14 protein-coding genes and 1 pseudogene are annotated in these 15,514 nt (G+C 72.8%); 6 read left to right on the forward strand and 9 right to left on the reverse strand.

The genetic code is table 11. From position 1 onward, the window contains the following. Window positions 1–14: 14 nt before the first annotated feature. A complete protein-coding gene (locus ACIBIW_RS11625; protein WP_399334607.1) occupies window positions 15–1,019 on the reverse strand; it encodes a MerR family transcriptional regulator in 1,005 nt (334 codons plus the stop codon). Next, window positions 1,013–1,663, reverse strand: a complete 651-nt coding sequence (locus ACIBIW_RS11630) for a HEAT repeat domain-containing protein (protein ID WP_399334609.1) — start codon at window positions 1,661–1,663, stop codon at window positions 1,013–1,015. The genes ACIBIW_RS11625 and ACIBIW_RS11630 overlap by 7 nt, the downstream gene beginning before the upstream one ends. A 213-nt stretch (window positions 1,664–1,876) precedes the next feature. On the opposite strand from ACIBIW_RS11630, the gene ACIBIW_RS11635 reads away from it, so the two are divergent. After that, window positions 1,877–2,635 (forward strand): thioesterase II family protein, encoded by a 759-nt coding sequence (locus tag ACIBIW_RS11635; protein WP_399334611.1) that lies wholly within the window; start codon window positions 1,877–1,879, stop codon window positions 2,633–2,635. A gap of 331 nt (window positions 2,636–2,966) precedes the next feature. Here the strand turns inward: ACIBIW_RS11635 and ACIBIW_RS11640 are convergent, their stop codons facing one another. After that, window positions 2,967–3,899 carry an aldo/keto reductase family oxidoreductase gene (locus tag ACIBIW_RS11640; protein WP_399334613.1) on the reverse strand — a complete coding sequence of 311 codons (933 nt, stop codon included), beginning with the start codon at window positions 3,897–3,899 and terminating at the stop codon, window positions 2,967–2,969. A 245-nt stretch (window positions 3,900–4,144) separates the two neighbouring features. Between ACIBIW_RS11640 and ACIBIW_RS11645 the strand changes: the two genes are divergently transcribed. The 3 genes and pseudogenes from ACIBIW_RS11645 to ACIBIW_RS11655 form a co-directional block, all read left to right on the forward strand. Next, a complete protein-coding gene (locus tag ACIBIW_RS11645) occupies window positions 4,145–4,612 on the forward strand; it encodes a hypothetical protein (protein WP_399334615.1) in 468 nt (155 codons plus the stop codon). Window positions 4,613–4,919: 307 nt separating this feature from the next. Beyond that, window positions 4,920–5,249 carry a nuclear transport factor 2 family protein gene (locus tag ACIBIW_RS11650; protein WP_399334617.1) on the forward strand — a complete coding sequence of 110 codons (330 nt, stop codon included), beginning with the start codon at window positions 4,920–4,922 and terminating at the stop codon, window positions 5,247–5,249. A gap of 103 nt (window positions 5,250–5,352) precedes the next feature. Continuing rightward, window positions 5,353–5,670 (forward strand): annotated as a pseudogene (locus ACIBIW_RS11655) (TetR-like C-terminal domain-containing protein); the annotation flags it as partial. Here the strand turns inward: ACIBIW_RS11655 and ACIBIW_RS11660 are convergent. Together ACIBIW_RS11660 and ACIBIW_RS11665 are read right to left on the reverse strand one after the other, a co-directional pair. Next, the gene (locus tag ACIBIW_RS11660; RefSeq protein ID WP_399334619.1) at window positions 5,624–6,952 is read right to left on the reverse strand and encodes a class I SAM-dependent RNA methyltransferase; all 1,329 of its coding nucleotides are present in this window, start codon (window positions 6,950–6,952) and stop codon (window positions 5,624–5,626) included. The pseudogene ACIBIW_RS11655 and the gene ACIBIW_RS11660 sit on opposite strands and share 47 nt — an antisense overlap. Before the next feature lie 94 nt (window positions 6,953–7,046). Beyond that, window positions 7,047–9,134 (reverse strand): APC family permease, encoded by a 2,088-nt coding sequence (locus tag ACIBIW_RS11665; RefSeq protein WP_399334620.1) that lies wholly within the window; start codon window positions 9,132–9,134, stop codon window positions 7,047–7,049. 239 nt (window positions 9,135–9,373) lie between these two features. Between ACIBIW_RS11665 and ACIBIW_RS11670 the strand changes: the two genes are divergently transcribed. Both ACIBIW_RS11670 and ACIBIW_RS11675 read left to right on the forward strand, forming a co-directional pair. Further along, complete coding sequence (locus tag ACIBIW_RS11670) at window positions 9,374–10,042, forward strand: potassium channel family protein (RefSeq protein ID WP_399334622.1); 669 nt, start codon at window positions 9,374–9,376, stop codon at window positions 10,040–10,042. Continuing rightward, window positions 10,042–10,719 carry a potassium channel family protein gene (locus tag ACIBIW_RS11675; protein ID WP_399334624.1) on the forward strand — a complete coding sequence of 226 codons (678 nt, stop codon included), beginning with the start codon at window positions 10,042–10,044 and terminating at the stop codon, window positions 10,717–10,719. The genes ACIBIW_RS11670 and ACIBIW_RS11675 overlap by 1 nt, the downstream gene beginning before the upstream one ends. A 21-nt stretch (window positions 10,720–10,740) precedes the next feature. Here the strand turns inward: ACIBIW_RS11675 and ACIBIW_RS11680 are convergent, their stop codons facing one another. The 4 genes from ACIBIW_RS11680 to ACIBIW_RS11695 all read right to left on the reverse strand — a co-directional run bounded on the left by ACIBIW_RS11680 (window position 10,741) and on the right by ACIBIW_RS11695 (window position 15,438). Further along, window positions 10,741–11,553, reverse strand: coding sequence for a DUF3159 domain-containing protein (locus ACIBIW_RS11680; protein WP_399334626.1), 813 nt, complete (start codon window positions 11,551–11,553; stop codon window positions 10,741–10,743). Window positions 11,554–11,556: 3 nt separating this feature from the next. Then, entirely contained in the window at window positions 11,557–11,964 is a 408-nt protein-coding gene (locus tag ACIBIW_RS11685) for an OB-fold nucleic acid binding domain-containing protein (protein WP_399334628.1), read from the reverse strand. A gap of 133 nt (window positions 11,965–12,097) precedes the next feature. Beyond that, window positions 12,098–12,784, reverse strand: a complete 687-nt coding sequence (locus ACIBIW_RS11690) for a response regulator (RefSeq protein ID WP_399334630.1) — start codon at window positions 12,782–12,784, stop codon at window positions 12,098–12,100. Window positions 12,785–12,894: 110 nt separating this feature from the next. After that, window positions 12,895–15,438: an ATP-binding protein gene (locus tag ACIBIW_RS11695; RefSeq protein WP_399334632.1), complete on the reverse strand. Its 2,544-nt coding sequence runs from the start codon at window positions 15,436–15,438 to the stop codon at window positions 12,895–12,897. Window positions 15,439–15,514: the final 76 nt, after the last annotated feature.

Consider the following 15,514-nt stretch of genomic DNA (forward strand, 5'->3'; position numbering starts at 1 on the left):
GCCGCCCCGGCCGGTCACACCTCGTCGTCCTTCACGAAGGCGGACGCCACGAGGGCGACGGCGGGATCGCCGTCCCCGGCCAGTTCGCGCAGCACCGCGCGCGGGGCGCTCCCCGGCAGTTCGACCAGGGCCTGGGTCAGCCGCAGCCGTGTCGCGGAGTCCGCGCCCGGCGCGGCGAGTTCGTCGGCCAGCGCCGCGAGAATCCGCTCCGCGCACCCGGCGTCCCCTGACAGCGTCACGAGGGCGTCCGCCGCGTCGACGTCACCCGCCCCCTTGACGACCATGCCGACGAGCACCGGCACGGCCGCGGCCACCCCCCGCCCGCCCAACACCAGCGCGGCCCGCCCGCGCACCGTCGCGTCCGCGTCCCCGAGCGCGTCCGTGAGCAGCGTGGCCGCGCCCGGGGCCGCGGGCACCGCGGCGACCGCCAGCACCGCGCGCCGCCTGACCGCGGGGTCCGGCGCGCGCATGCCGTCGGCCAGCGCCGCCACCCCGTCGCCGCCGGAGCGGGCGAGCGCCCAGCGCAGCGCGCCCGCGACATGCGGGTCGGACTCCGCCAGGACCGCACCGGCCAGCACCTCCAGGGGCACCGGCACCCCCTCGGGATGCGCCAGTACGGCCTGCTGTCTGCGCGCGGCGCTCGCCGAGCCGAGCCCCCGCATGAGCCCGACGACGTCCAGGACGTCCTGCCAGTCGGCGGGCGCCGCGGCGTCGATCGCGCGGAGCCGCCCGAGCAGTTCCCGCTCCCGCTCCAGGCGCTCCCGTGTCCATCGGACGAGGTCGCCGACCAGGGCGGACGGGGTGAAGTCCGGGTCTTCGAGCGCCCGTGCGACCTGTTTGAGGGAGAGCCCGAGGGACCGCAGGCTCTCCACGTGGAAGATCCGGCGGACGTCGTCGGCGGAGTACTCGCGGTAGCCGCCGACGGTGCGACCGGTCGGCCGCACTAGACCGAGCGCGTCGTAGTGCCGGAGCACCCGGGTGCTCAGCCCCGACCTGCGGGCCACCTCGCCGATCAGCACCCCGCGCTCTCCGCGGCCCCGCCGGTCCCGGTGTCCGCCCGCGCGAGGGCCGCGGCACGCTCCGCGCCGAGTGCGGCCAGCCGCCTCGCCTCCTCGACGGCGGCGTCGAAGCCGGCCGCCGGGTTGCGCCGCAGCAGCTCGGTGGCGTGCGCGTGGGCGGACACGGCACGGTCGGGGCCCGCCGCGGCCCTCTCCAGGGCGGGCACGGCCGCGTCGCCGAGGTCGATGAGGGCGCGGCTGAGGCTGAGCCGCACCTCGCGCTCGCCCCGGCCGAGCTGCGACAGCAGCTCGTCGGCGAGGCCGCTCCTCCCGTCCTGCGGCACGAGGACGACCGCGGCGCGCCACGCGGTCCGCGCGACCTCGTCGTCGGCGTCGCGCAGCAGCTCGCGCGTGATCCAGGGCCACGCGCTGCCGTCCCCGATCTTGGAGAGGGTGTGCAGCGCCTGGCCGCGGGCGCCCGGGCTCCCGGAGCGCAGTTCCTGACGGAGCCGGGGCAGGGTGGCCTCCGGCGGGAGGCGGGTCAGCGCCCAGGTCAGCATGTCCCGTACGAAGAAGTCCGGCTCGACCCCGCAGCGCTCGACGAGCGCGTCCACCAGGCCGGGGGCGGGGTCGGAGCCCACCGCCAGCGCCGCCTGAAGCCGCACGGAAGCGTCCTCGGCGCCCAGCGCCCCGGCCACTCGTGCGGCACGCGAATTCCCCTCGGTCGTGTTGATGGCGACCACCTCCTCCGTCCAGGGGACACCTTGCCACCGTGTCAGGGTCAACCCGCGTCAGGTACCGTGCCGCCCCGGGGCCGCCCCCTGCGGGCCCGCCCCACCCGTACGACCGACAGCACTGCGAAGGGTCATCCGACAACCATGACCGACACGGCCCCCCAGGGAGAACTGTGGTTCAGGCGGTACGTCCCCTCGGACGGTGCCGCCGTACGGCTCGTGTGCTTCCCGCACGCGGGCGGCTCGGCGAGCGCCTTCCTCCCGCTGGCGCGGGCGCTCGCGCCGTCGGTGGAGGTGCTGGCGGTGCAGTACCCGGGCCGCCAGGACCGCTTCCGTGAGCCCTGCGTGGACAGCGTCCACGAACTCGCCCGCCTCAGCACCCTGGCACTGCGCGACCGCGGCGACCGGCCGTTCGCCCTCCTCGGGCACAGCCTGGGCGCGATCGTGGCGTACGAGATCGCCCGCAACCTCGCGGCCGCCGGTGACGACGCCCCCGTGCACCTGTTCGTGTCCGGCCGCCGCGCGCCCCACCACCACCGCGAGGAGACCGTCCACCGTCTGAGCGACGACGCCCTCGTCGCCGAGGTGGGGGCGCTCGGCGGTACGGGTTCCCGGATCCTGGCCGACCCGGAGACGAGGGCGCTCGTCCTGCCCGCCCTCAGAAGCGACTACCGCGCCTCGGAGACATACCGCCACCGCCCCGGAGCCGCCCTGCGCTGCCCCGTGACCGCCCTAACCGGCGACGCGGACCCCAGGACGACGGTGCCGGAGGCCGCCGACTGGAGGGACCACGCCCCCGCCGACGCCTTCGAGCTGATTGTGTTCGAGGGCGACCACTTCTACCTGAACAACAGGACGACCGAGTTCGCGACGGCCCTACGGGAACGCCTCGCCGTGTCCTGAGCGAGCGGCCGGCCGCCGGGCCTGTGGTGCCTCGGCTGCGGCTCCCCGGTGCGGGGCGGTGGCGGCGTGCCGGGGGCCGATGCCTGTCCAGGGGCGGGTGGCGGTGACGTCGGCCGTGGCGATGGAAGTCCACGGCGGGCCGGGCGCTCGCCGCCCTGGCCAGAAGGCTGGAGCAGACACCGTGACAGCCGTCGAGGACCGCCTCCGCGCCGCACGGGGCTGCCGGGTGCCGCCCCAGGAAGGGACAGGCACCCGGCGGTGTCACCAAGAGAGCGGTTGTCGCCGAGAGAGCGGTTGTCGCCGGGAGAGCGGTGTCACCGAGTGGGACCGGTTACGGCACGGTGTAGCCGGCGGCGCGGAACAGTTCGTACCACTCGGGGCGGGTGAGCGGGAGGTCGGAGCCGAGGGCGGCGGCGGACACCCGCGCGGGCGTGGTGGTGCCGAGCACCACCTGCATCTGCGCGGGGTGGCGCGTGATCCACGCCACCGCGATCGCCTCGCCGGGCACACCGTACTTCCCCGAAAGCCGGTCGACGACGGCGTTCAGCTCCGGGTAGCGGTCGGAGCCGAGGAACGGGCCGTCGAAGAACCCGGCCTGGAAAGGCGACCACGCCTGCACGGTGATGTCATGAAGACGGCAGTAGTCGACGATCCCGTCGTCCCGCACGATCGCCTGGTCCAGGCCCTGCATGTTGGCCGCGACGCCCTGGGCGACGATCGGCGCGTGCGTGATCGACAGTTGGAGCTGGTTCGCGACGATCGGCTGGGTCACATGGCGGCGCAGCAGGTCGATCTGGCGCGGTGTGTGATTCGAGACGCCGAACGCGCGCACCTTGCCCGCGGCCGACAACTCGTCGAAGGCGCGGGCGACTTCCTCCGGCTCGACGAGCGCGTCGGGCCGGTGCAGCAGCAGGATGTCGAGGTAGTCGGTGCCGAGCGCCTCCAGCGAGCCGTTCACCGACTCGACGATGTGCTCGTACGAGAAGTCGTAGTACGGGCCGTCCTTGACGATCCCGGCCTTCGACTGGATGACGAACTGCTCACGCTCGGACGAGGTCAGCCGCAGCGCCTCGGCGAAGCGACGCTCGCAGCCGTGCACACCGGTGCCGTAGATGTCGGCGTGGTCGAGGAAGGCGATACCGGCGTCGCGGGCGGTGCTGACGAGGGTGCGCACCTCCTCGTCGGACTTGTCCTGGATGCGCATCAGGCCGAGGACGACATTGGGCGCGACGATGTCGGTGCCGGGCAGGGTGAAGGTCTTCACTTGACTCTCTCTGGATCGGATCAGGCGGGCATCAGCTCACGTGGTCGACCGCACGGCGGAGGAATCACGCGAGGTGCAGGCTACGCGCTGGCCACCGGCAGGGGCCGGAAGGTGACGGTTGCGGCAAGGACCCGCGGCGGGGGACCCCGCATCACCCCCCACACACACTCAGCCCCGCCCCCCCATACCCGGCCCTCGCGCCCCCCGGAGTCATGACGGGACCTCGATATAGACGCTGCGTTTGGGTGTCGAGTTCGTCCGTGAAGGGCGGCACACCCCCGTATCTCGCGCCGTACTTCGCGGCGAAGGCGGGCATGGACTCCCTCGCCGTCTCCTACGCCGCCGAACTCGCGCGCTGGGGCGTCGAGACCTCGATCGTCGTGCCCGGCTCGTTCACGAGCGGCACGAACCACTTCGCACACTCCGGCCGCCCGGCCGACACCGCGGTCGAGGCCGCCTACGAGACCCGCTACGCCGGTCTCATGGACCAGGTCGCCGAGAAGCCGGCCGCCCTCGCCCCCGAGGGGGCCGACACCTCGCTCGTCTCCGACGAGATCGCGCGGATCGTCGCCCTCCCCGCGGGCGAGCGCCCGTACCGCGTCCACATCGACCCCGCGAACGACGGCTCGCAGGAGTTCTCGGAGGTGGCCGACCGCATCCGCCGCGAGTTCCTCACCCGCGTCGACCTCGCGGACCTGCTCACCACCAGGTGAGGCCCCGCCGTCGCCGCGCAACGCCTCACCGCTCGTATCTCTCGTACCACCCCCCGACGAGGCACCGACACGAGAGCCCCGGCCGATGACCACCACGCTCACCCGCATGGACGAGCCCGACGCGACCGTGCCGCCCACGGCCCCCGCACGGGCCGCCCCTGCCGACTGCCGACCACCGCCACCCCCTCCACCTCCCCCGTTGACGCATGCCCCTCACGTGCCCGGCCGAGGTAACCGCCGTACCGTCGGCACCATGCCGGGCTCCGCCCCGACCATGATCTCCGTGCCCCCGACAGAAGGTGCCACCATGACCGAAGCCGCCCTGCCCACCGCCATCCGGACGTTCATCGACACCACGAACGCGGGAGACTCCGAGGGCTTCGTCACCGCGTTCACCACCGACGCGTACCTCAACGACTGGGGCCGCGAGTTCCGCGGCCACGACGGCATCCGCTCCTGGAACGGCACCGACAACATCGGAGTGCGCTCCCACTTCGACCTCGTCACGTTCGAGCCCGGGGACAAGCCCGACAGCTACGTCGTCACCCTCACCGTGACCGGCGACGGCTACAACGGCACGGGCCCCATGCGCTTCGAACTCCGCGACGGGCTCATCTCACGGCTGACCATCAGCTGATCCGGGCCCGCCGAGCACCCCCGCACTGACCGGCCGGGCACTCCGACGCTCATGACCTCCTGGGAATCCCGCATCGTCGACCACGCCCCACGCCTCCGAGTACCGCCACCTCTACTCCTCGGTACGGCGCCGACTCGCCACAGACCGCTTCGACCGCGCCCAGGAAGCAGGCCAGATACGTCCCGACATCGACGTACGGGTACTTGTCGACCAACTCTGGGGCGCCGTCCACCACCGACTCCTCATCCCCGACGAACCAGTCGACAAAGCATTCACCGAGTCCCTGATCAACAACCTGTTCAACGGCATCACCCAACAACCCCCCCGGGGGCATGACCACTGCTCCCGGGACGGCGCTGCGGGGGACCGGCCCCCTACTTCACCGGCTCCAAAATCGCCACGCACTCCACATGATGCGTAACAGGAAACAAATCAAACGCCCGTAGGGTCCGTGTGCGGTAGCCGTTTGTGTGGAAGTGGGAGAGGTCGCGGGCGAGGGCTGCGGGGTCGCAGGCCACGTAGGCGATGCGGCGGGCGCCCAGGGTGGTCAGACGGGTCGCCGTCGCCCGGCCCGCGCCCGTGCGGGGCGGGTCGAGGACGATCAGGTCGGCCTCGGTGATACCGGTGCGGGGCAGCACCTGGTCGACCTTGCCGTGTTCCACCCTGACCCGGTCGGCGAAGGCCAGGTTGTGGCGGGCGTCCTCCACCGCGCGCTTCGAGGACTCGATGCCGAGGACCGCGCCGCGCTCGCCCACCCGGTCGGCGAGCGCGCCCGCGAAGAGGCCCACGCCGCAGTACAGGTCGAGCGCGGTGTCGCCCTTGCGGGGCAGCAGGCCCTGCATGACGACCTCCACCAGCAGGTCGGCCGCGCGCGGGTGCACCTGCCAGAAGCCGCTCGCGCCCACCCGCCAGGTGTGCTCCGCCGCCCGCTCGCGTACGAAGGGGCGGCCGTGCACCCGGTGCACGGCGCCGTCGCGTTCGTCGACGCGCAGCACGGACACCGGGCGGTCCAGCGACACCAGCGGGAGCCGGCCGCCGGGGCGCGGGGTCAGGACGACCTGGCGGTCGCCGGAGCCGGAGGCGGCGATGGCCTCGACGGTCTCCATGTCCGGCCAGTCGCGGGCCTCCACGCCGAGTTCCGTGACGCCCTCGGCGGCGATCAGGCAGCGCTCGACGGGCTCCACCTCGTGCGAACGGTGCCTGCGCAGGCCCGCGTGGCCCGAGGCGTCGACCGCGTACTGCACGCGGGTGCGCCAGGCCGGGACCTCACCCGCGGGGAGCTTGTCGCCGGGGGCGGGGGCCACCGTGCCGTCCCAGCCGACATCCTCCGGGGCGAGCCCGGCGAGGCGCCGTAGCTGCTCCGCGATGACGTCGGCCTTCAGACGGCGCTGGCCGCCCGGCTTCACGTGCTGCCAGTCGCAGCCGCCGCAGCGGCCCGGGCCCGCGTAGGGGCAGGGCGCCTCGATCCTGTCCTTCGCGGGGTCGAGCACGCGTACCGCGTCGGCGCGCAGGAAGCGGTCGCCCGCCGCGCCCTCGGTGACCCGGGCGACGACGCGCTCGCCCGGCAGGGTGTGCCGTACGAAGAGGACCTGGCCCTGCGCACTGCGGGCGACGCAGTGGCCGCCGTGTGCGACGGGGCCGACCTCGACCTCGTACTCCTCCCCCACGAGGGATGTCTTCTCTTCGGCGGCCTCGGCGGGCATGGTGCGCTGACTCCAGGGGTGTGCGGACGGGGACCGCCACAGGGTACGCCGTGCGCCGGAGGCGGTCGTCCGGGAGCACGGGGGTGGTGCGCGCTCAGTCGCGGCGGCGGGTGGGCTCCGAGGGCCCCGTGGGGTCGGTCGTGCCCGGCTCGCGCGGGTGCCCGTGGGTCACGGGGCCGCGGCGGACCGCGCCGGGCGCGCTCCAGTTCTGCCGCCGCCGTGCGCGCCTGCGGGCGAGTTCGGAGGACTCAAGCTGGTAGGGCACCGAGGTGACCATGACGCCTGGCGTGAAGAGCAGGCGGCCCTTGAGGCGCAGGGCGCTCTGGTTGTGGAGCAGATGCTCGTACCAGTGGCCGACCACGTACTCGGGGATGATCACGCTGACCGCGGCCCGCGGCGCGTCCCTGCGCAGGCCCTTCACGTACTCGATGACGGGGCGGGTGATCTCGCGGTAGGGGGAGGCGAGGACCTTGAGGGGGACGTCGATGCCGCGCCGCTCCCACTCGTCCTTGAGGGCGCGGGTCTCCTCGGAGTCGACGTTGACGCTGACGGCCTCCAGGCTGTCGGAGCGCATCAGCCGGGCGTAGGCGAGGGCGCGCAGGGTGGGCCGGTGGATTCTGGAGACAAGGACTATCGAGTGCACCCGGGAGGGCCGCGCGCTGTCCTCGGTGGGGACCTCGGGCGCGGAGATCTCCTCCGCGACGCGGTCGTAGTGCCGCCTGATCGCGGACATGACCGCGTAGAAGATGACCATGCCGAGGACGGCCACCCAGGCGCCGTGGGTGAACTTGGTGAGCAGGACGACGACGAGGACGAGGCCGGTGAGGAAGGCCCCGAAGGTGTTGATGGCGCGGGAGCGGAGCATGTGCAGCCGTTTGCCCTGGTCGCGCTCGGTGGCGAGGGCACGGTTCCAGTGCCGCACCATGCCGGTCTGGCTGAGGGTGAAGGAGACGAACACGCCGACGATGTAGAGCTGGATCAGGCGGGTGGAGTCGGCCCCGTAGACCACGACGAGGAGGGTGGCGGCGCCCGCGAGCAGCACGATGCCGTTGGAGAAGGCGAGCCGGTCGCCGCGGGTGTGGAGCTGGCGCGGCAGGTAGCGGTCCTGCGCGAGGATCGAGCCGAGCAGCGGGAAGCCGTTGTACGCGGTGTTGGCGGCGAGGAAGAGGACCAGCGCGGTGGCGGCGGACAGCACGATGAACAGGAAGCTGCCGTCGCCGAAGACGGCCTCGGCGACCTGGGAGATCACCGGGTTCTGGACGTAGCCGGAGCCGAGCGGGCTGCCGTGGTCGAGCAGGTCGCGGCCCGGGTCGTCGGCCATGTGGACGTGGGTGGCCATGGCGAGCGCGATGATGCCGCAGAACATGGTGACGGCGAGCAGGCCCATCATGGCCAGGGTGGTGGCGGCGTTCCTGCTCTTGGGCTTGCGGAAGGCGGGCACGCCGTTGCTGATGGCCTCGACGCCGGTGAGCGCGGCGCAGCCGGAGGAGAAGGCCCGCAGCAACAGGAAGACGAGGGCGAAGCCCGCGAGCCCCGAGTGCTCGGCCCTGAGGTGGTAGCCGGCGGTGGGCGCCCGCATGGTGTCGCCGAGGAGGAGGCCGCGCACCAGGCCCCAGAGGATCATCAGGAAGACGCCGGCCACGAAGACGTACGTGGGGATGGCGAAGAGCTTGCCCGACTCCCGCACCCCGCGCAGGTTCATGACGGTCAGCAGCACGATGACGGCGACCGCGCAGAAGACCTGGTGGTGGACGACGAAGGGGATCGCGGAGCCGAGGTTCTCGATGCCGGAGGAGATCGACACGGCGACGGTGAGCACGTAGTCGACCAGCAGGGCGCTGGCCACGGTGAGCCCGGCGCGGGGGCCGAGGTTGGTGGTGGCCACCTCGTAGTCGCCGCCGCCCGAGGGGTACGCGTGCACGTTCTGCCGGTAGGAGGCGACGACAGTGAACATCAGCACCACGACCGCGCCCGCGATCCAGGGGCTGAAGTGGTAGGCCGACGCGCCCGCGATGGAGAGGACGAGCAGCACCTCGCCCGGTGCGTACGCCACCGAGGACAGCGGGTCGGAGGCGAAGACGGGGAGGGCGATGCGCTTCGGCAGGAGCGTTTCGCCCAGCCGGTCGCTGCGCAGTGCGCGCCCGATGAGAATGCGTTTGGGCACGTCGGTCAGTTTGGACACGCTGAGGATCGTAAGCGTTCGGCCGGTCCGCGCCCAGCACACCCCCACCACTGCGGCCCTTGTCCCGGAACGCGCGGTTGCGCCGAGCACACGGGGCGCATGAGCCCTTAAGCTCAACATCCGGCACCGTGGCCCATCCATCCCGCATGGTCCCGCCCGGACCGTCGGGGCGGGCGGGACGGCGCGCGAAGGCGAACGACGGGTCAGTGGGACGACCAGGAGTGCGAGGTAGAGGACAGGTGCACATCGTGATCATGGGCTGCGGCAGGGTGGGGTCCGCGCTGGCCCAGGCCCTGGAGCAACAGGGGCATACGGTCGCCGTGGTCGACCAGGACCCCACCGCGTTCAGGCGTCTGGGTTCCGGCTTCGCCGGGCGGCGCGTCACCGGGGTGGGTTTCGACCAGGACACCCTGCGGGAGGCCGGGATCGAGGAGGCGGGCGCGTTCGCGGCCGTGTCGAGCGGTGACAACTCGAACATCATCGCGGCGCGGGTGGCCAGGGAGATGTTCGGCATCGAGAACGTCGCGGCCCGCATCTACGACCCCCGGCGCGCCGAGGTCTACCAGCGCCTCGGCATCCCCACGGTGGCCACGGTCCGCTGGACCGCCGACCAGATGCTGCGGCGGCTGCTGCCGTCGGGCGCCGAGCCGCTGTGGCGCGATCCCACCGGGGGTGTGCAGCTCGCGGAGGTGCACACCTCGCCCGACTGGGTCGGGCACCGTATCAGCGAGCTCCAGGAGGAGACCGGGGTGCGGGTGGCGTTCCTGACCCGGCTCGGGGAGGCGATGCTGCCGACGTCGAGCACGGTCCTCCAGGAGGGCGATCTGGTGCATGTGATGATGCGGACCGGTGAGGTCGGCAGGGTCGAGGCCGCGTTCGCCGAGGGTCCTGGGGAGGGCGGTCAGTGATGAGGGTCGCCATTGCGGGCGCCGGCGCCGTGGGCCGGTCCATCGCCGGGGAGCTGCTGGAGAACGGGCACGAGGTGCTGCTGATCGACAAGGCGCCGACGGCCATCTCGGTGGAGCGGGTGCCGCAGGCCGAGTGGCTGCTCGCGGACGCCTGTGAGATCACGTCGCTGGACGAGGCCGCGTTGCAGCGCTGCAACGTCGTGATCGCGGCGACCGGGGACGACAAGGTCAATCTGGTGGTGTCGCTGCTCGCGAAGACGGAGTACGCGGTTCCGCGGGTGGTGGCCCGGGTCAACAACCCCAAGAACGAGTGGCTGTTCAACGAGGCGTGGGGCGTCGACGTCGCGGTGTCCACGCCCCGGCTGATGTCGGCGCTGGTGGAGGAGGCGGTGAGCGTCGGCGACCTGGTACGGCTGCTGCGCTTCAGCCACGGGGACGCGAACCTGGTGGAGCTGACCCTGCCCCCGGAGTCGGCGCTCGCCGGGACCCAGGTCGGCGATGTGCGCTGGCCCGACGACACCTCCCTGGTGACGATCATCAGGGGCACCCGGGTGCTGGTCCCGTCGGCGGACGACGCCCTTGAGGTGGGCGACGAGCTGTTGTTCGTGGCGGCGCAGACCCGGGAGCAGGAGCTGGAGGAACTGCTCTCGGTACGGGACGAGGCGGATCTGGAGTAGGGCCCGCGGGGGCGGCGGGGGCTACCGCCGGTGGCGGCCGCCCTCCCCCGGCGTGGTGGGCTGCTCCGCGCCGGGGGCGGCGGCCGCGTCGGGGTCCTCGCCGCGCTCCAGGGCGGCCTGGCGGGCCTCCTCGGCCTCCATCTCCGCGAAGACGTCGATCGGCGGCGGCGCCTTCGCGAGGAAGACCCAGGTGAGCCAGACGGCGAGCAGGAACGGCGGGATCTTCAGGGCGACCAGGACCCAGCCGAGCTGGGTGGTGTCGGCCCACCAGTACAGCGGGAAGAGGATGACGCACTTGGCGAGGAGGATCAGCCCCCATGCCCAGCTCGACCGGCTGTACGCCTTCTTGCGGCCGGGGTTCCTGGTGCGCCAGGAGAGGTTCTCCTTGAAGATCGGGCCGAGGATGACGCCGATCAGCGGGACACCCGCGAGCGTGGTGACGACGTAGGCGAGCGCGAGGCCCAGGGTGTAGATCATCCCGGGCAGGTAGAAGTCCTTGGCGTTGCCCGTGAAGAGCGCGAAGAGCACGCCGAAGCCGACTCCGAAGACGCCGCTGAAGGCGTGCTTGAGGGTGTCGCGCATCACCAAGCGCACCACGACGAGCAGCAGGGCAACGGCGATCGCGGCGATCGCGGAGGTCTTCAGGTCCTTGTTGACCGTGAAGACCGAGACGAAGAGCAGCCCGGGAAGGACCGTCTCCACCATGCCCCGCACGCCGCCGAACGCCTCGAAGAGCGCGGCCTCCGTGGCGGCGCGGGCGTCGGCCGCGGCCTCGGCGTCGTCATCGGCTCCGGACCCGTCCTGGCGTCCGGTCGACTTGTCGAGCGACGTCACCGCTTACTCCCGTCCGAGGGGTCTGAGTTCGTACTTCGGGTTGAACAGCACCCGGCGGCCGTGGCTCATGGAGATCCGGCCGGACGCGATGAGCTTGCGCCCCGGCTCGATCCCCACGATGGAGCGGCGGCCGAGCCATACCACGTCCAACGCGGCGGTGCCGTCGAACAGCTCGGCCTCCAGCGCGGGGACCCCGGCCCGGGGCCGCAGGGTGACCGTGCGCAACGTACCAGTAACGGTGACGATCTGCCGGTCCCGGCAGTCGCCGATGCGGGTGCAGCCGGTGTTCTCGGCCTCCTCGCGCAGTTCCTCGGAGTCCAGGTCCTCCGGGGCAGCGGTGATGTCGGCCAGGCGGCCCAGCATGCGTCGGAGCCGGCCCGACTGCTTGCCGGAACGGGGAACTGCGCTCATACGGGAAAGCGTACCGGTGGGCCCCCGGGGTGCGGTAAACGCAGGGCGTCGGGAGTGCGCGAGGGGCGGGACGGCGGGGCCGACGGGGTGTCCCCCGCGGTGCGAGGGCACGGGGAAAGTTCGCCCCGCGGGGTCACTTCTCGAACCGGTATCCCATGCCGGGCTCGGTGACGAAGTGGCGGGGGTGGGAGGGGTTGGCCTCCAGCTTGCGGCGGAGCTGCGCCATGTAGACCCGCAGGTAGTTGGTCTCGGTGCCGTAGGAGGGGCCCCAGACCTCCTGGAGGAGCTGTTTCTGGCCGACGAGGCGGCCGCCGTTGCGTACGAGCACTTCGAGCAGGTGCCACTCGGTGGGGGTGAGCCTGACGTCGCGGCCGTCCCTGTGGACCTTCTTCGCGGCCAGGTCGACGGTGAAGCCCTCGGCCTCGACGAGCACGTCGTCGCCCTCGGCGCTCCCGGTGGGCTCGGCCCTGCGCACCGCGGCGCGCAGCCTGGCGAGGAGTTCGTCCATGCCGAACGGCTTGGTGACGTAGTCGTCGGCGCCCGCGTCCAGCGCCTCGACCTTCTCGTCGGAGCTGTGCCGCGCGGACAGCACGAGCACCGGCACCCGGGTCCAGCCGCGCAGCCCCCTGATCACCTCGACGCCGTCCATGTCGGGCAGGCCGAGGTCGAGGACGACGACGTCGGGGTGGCGGGCCGCGGCGAGGCGGAGTGCGGAGGCGCCGTCGGTGGCCGAGTCGACCTCGTACTTGCGCGCCTTGAGGTTGATCTCCAGCGCGCGGACGATCTGCGGTTCGTCGTCGACGACGAGCACCCGGGTCATCGTTACCTGCCAGTCTCGTGCGGATGGTTGTCGGTGCCCGAGCGCCGCGTCCCGGGGCGCGGGGAGCGGGAGCGCCGTGCCTCGGGGCGTGGCGGCGGCCGCCGCGGGGGTCACGGCGCGGCCTTCGCCGGCAGGTCGGCGCGGCTCCTGGCGCCGGCCGGTGCGGCGGCGAGGGTGAGGACCATGGTGAGGCCGCCGCCGGGGGTGTCCTCGGCGTCGAGGGTGCCGCCCATGGCCTCGGCGAAGCCGCGGGCTACCGCGAGGCCGAGTCCGACGCCGGCGCCGCGCGGGGCGTCGCCGTACCGCTGGAAGGGCGCGAAGATGCGCTCCTTGGCGTCGTCGGGGACCCCGGGGCCGCGGTCGGCCACGCGCAGTTCCACGCGGTCGCCGAGGGTGGAAGCGGACACCAGCACGGAGGCGGGCCCCGGGCTGTACTTGACGGCGTTCTCGACGACGTTGGCGACCGCGCGCTCCAGCAGCCCGGGGTCGGCGAGGGTCATCGGCAGGGTCTCGGGGATGTCGAGGCCGACGCTGCCCTCGGGGACGCCGACCAGGGCCATCGGCACCACCTCGTCGAGGTCGGTCTCACGCATCAGCGGGGTGACGGTGCCGGTGTGCAGGCGTGACATATCGAGGAGGTTGCCGACGAGGTGGTCGAGCCTGTCGGTGCTCTGCTCGATGCCTTCGAGCAGTTCGGCCTGGTCCTCCTCGGACCACGCCACGTCGTCGGAGCGCAGCGAGCTGACCGCCGCCTTGATCGCGGAGAGCGGGGTGCGCAGGTCGTGGCTGACGGCGGCGAGCAGGGCGGTGCGTATGCGGTTGCCCTCGGCGAGCGCGCGTGCCTGCTCGGCCTCGGTCTTCAGCCGCTGCCGGTCGAGGACGACGGCGGCCTGCGCGGCGAAGGCGGCGAGGACGCGGCGGTCGGCGGCGGGCAGCACCCGTCCCGACAGGGCGAGCGCCATGTGGTCGCCGACGGGCATGTCCACATCGGCGTCCTCGGGCCGTGCGACGGGCGCGGGCCCGGCGCTGCCGGCCCGGGTCCAGGGCTCGTGGTCGCCCGCGCGCTCCAGCAGCGCCACGGACTCCATGGCGAAGGTCTCGCGGACGCGTTCCAGCAGGGCGTCGAGCGAGGTCTCGCCGCGCAGCACGTTGCCCGCGAGGAAGGAGAGGATCTCGGCCTCGGCGCGCAGCCGCGCGGCCTGGTGGGTGCGGCGGGCCGCGAGGTCGACGACGGAGGCCACGGAGAGCGCCACGGCGACGAAGACGGCGATGGCGACGATGTTCTTGGGGTCGGCGATGGTGACCCGGTGCAGCGGCGGCGTGAAGAACCAGTTGAGCAGGATGGAGCCGACGGCGGCCGACGCGAGCGCGGGGGCGAGCCCGCCGAGCAGCGCCGCCGCGACCGTCATCGCGAGGAACAGCAGCATGTCGTTGGCGAGGCCGAGGTCGGCGTCGACGTTGGCGAGGACCACCGCGAGCAGCGCGGTGCCGCCGACGCCGGTGAGCCAGCCGGCGACGGTACGGGACCTGCCGAGCCGGGCGCCGCGCGCCACCGGCAGCCCGCGGCCCTTGGCGACCTCCTCGTGGGTGACGATGTGCACGTCGAGGTCGGGCCCGGACTCCCGGGCCACGGTGGCGCCGACGCCGGGCCCGAAGACGTACTGCCAGGTCTTGCGGCGTGAGGAGCCCAGCACGATCTGGGTGGCGTTGACGCCGCGCGCGAAGTCGAGCAGCGCGGCGGGCACGTCGTCGCCGACGACGTGGTGGAAGGTTCCTCCGAGGTCTTCGACCAGGGTGCGCTGGACGGCCAGCTCCTTCGGGGAGGCCGAGGTGAGCCCGTCGCTCCTGGCCACGTAGACGGCGAGGATCTCGCTGCCCGAGCCCTTCGCGGCCATCCGGGCGGCCCGCCGGATCAGGGTGCGGCCCTCGGGGCCGCCGGTGAGGCCGACGACGATGCGCTCCCTGGTGCCCCAGGTGCTGCGGATGCCGTGTTCGCCGCGGTACTGCTGGAGGTAGGAGTCGACCCGGTCGGCGACCCAGAGCAGGGCCAGCTCGCGCAGCGCGGTGAGGTTGCCGGGGCGGAAGTAGTTCGACAGCGCGGCGTCGACCTTGTCCGGCTGGTAGATGTTGCCGTGCGCCATGCGGCGGCGCAGGGCCTGGGGGTCCATGTCGACGAGTTCGATCTGGTCGGCGCGGCGCACCACCTCGTCGGGCACGGTCTCGCGCTGCCGCACGCCCGTGATGGCCTCGACGACGTCGCCCAGGGACTCCAGGTGCTGGATGTTGACGGTGGAGATGACGTTGATACCGCGGGCGAGCAGTTCCTCGACGTCCTGCCAGCGCTTGGTGTTGCGCGAGCCCGGCACGTTGGTGTGGGCCAGCTCGTCCACGAGGGCCAGCTCCGGCTCCCTGGCCAGGACGGCGTCGACGTCCATCTCGCCGAAGACGGCGCCGCGGTGCGTCAGCTCCCGGCGCGGGACCTCCTCAAGGCCCTGCGCGAGCGCCTCGGTGCGCGGCCTCTCGTGGTGCTCCGCGAAGCCGATGACGCAGTCGGTGCCGCGTTCGAGGCGGCGGTGCGCCTCGGAGAGCATCGCGTACGTCTTGCCCACGCCGGGGGCCGAGCCGAGGTAGATACGAAGCTTGCCGCGTCCCATGGGTCCATTGTCTTTCGCTGACATCTGTGCGCGCCGTCGACATTACGACGCCGGGTCGGGACCGAACGGGCAGGTG

The organism is Streptomyces sp. NPDC050560 (assembly GCF_044457285.1).
Taxonomy (GTDB): domain Bacteria; phylum Actinomycetota; class Actinomycetes; order Streptomycetales; family Streptomycetaceae; genus Streptomyces.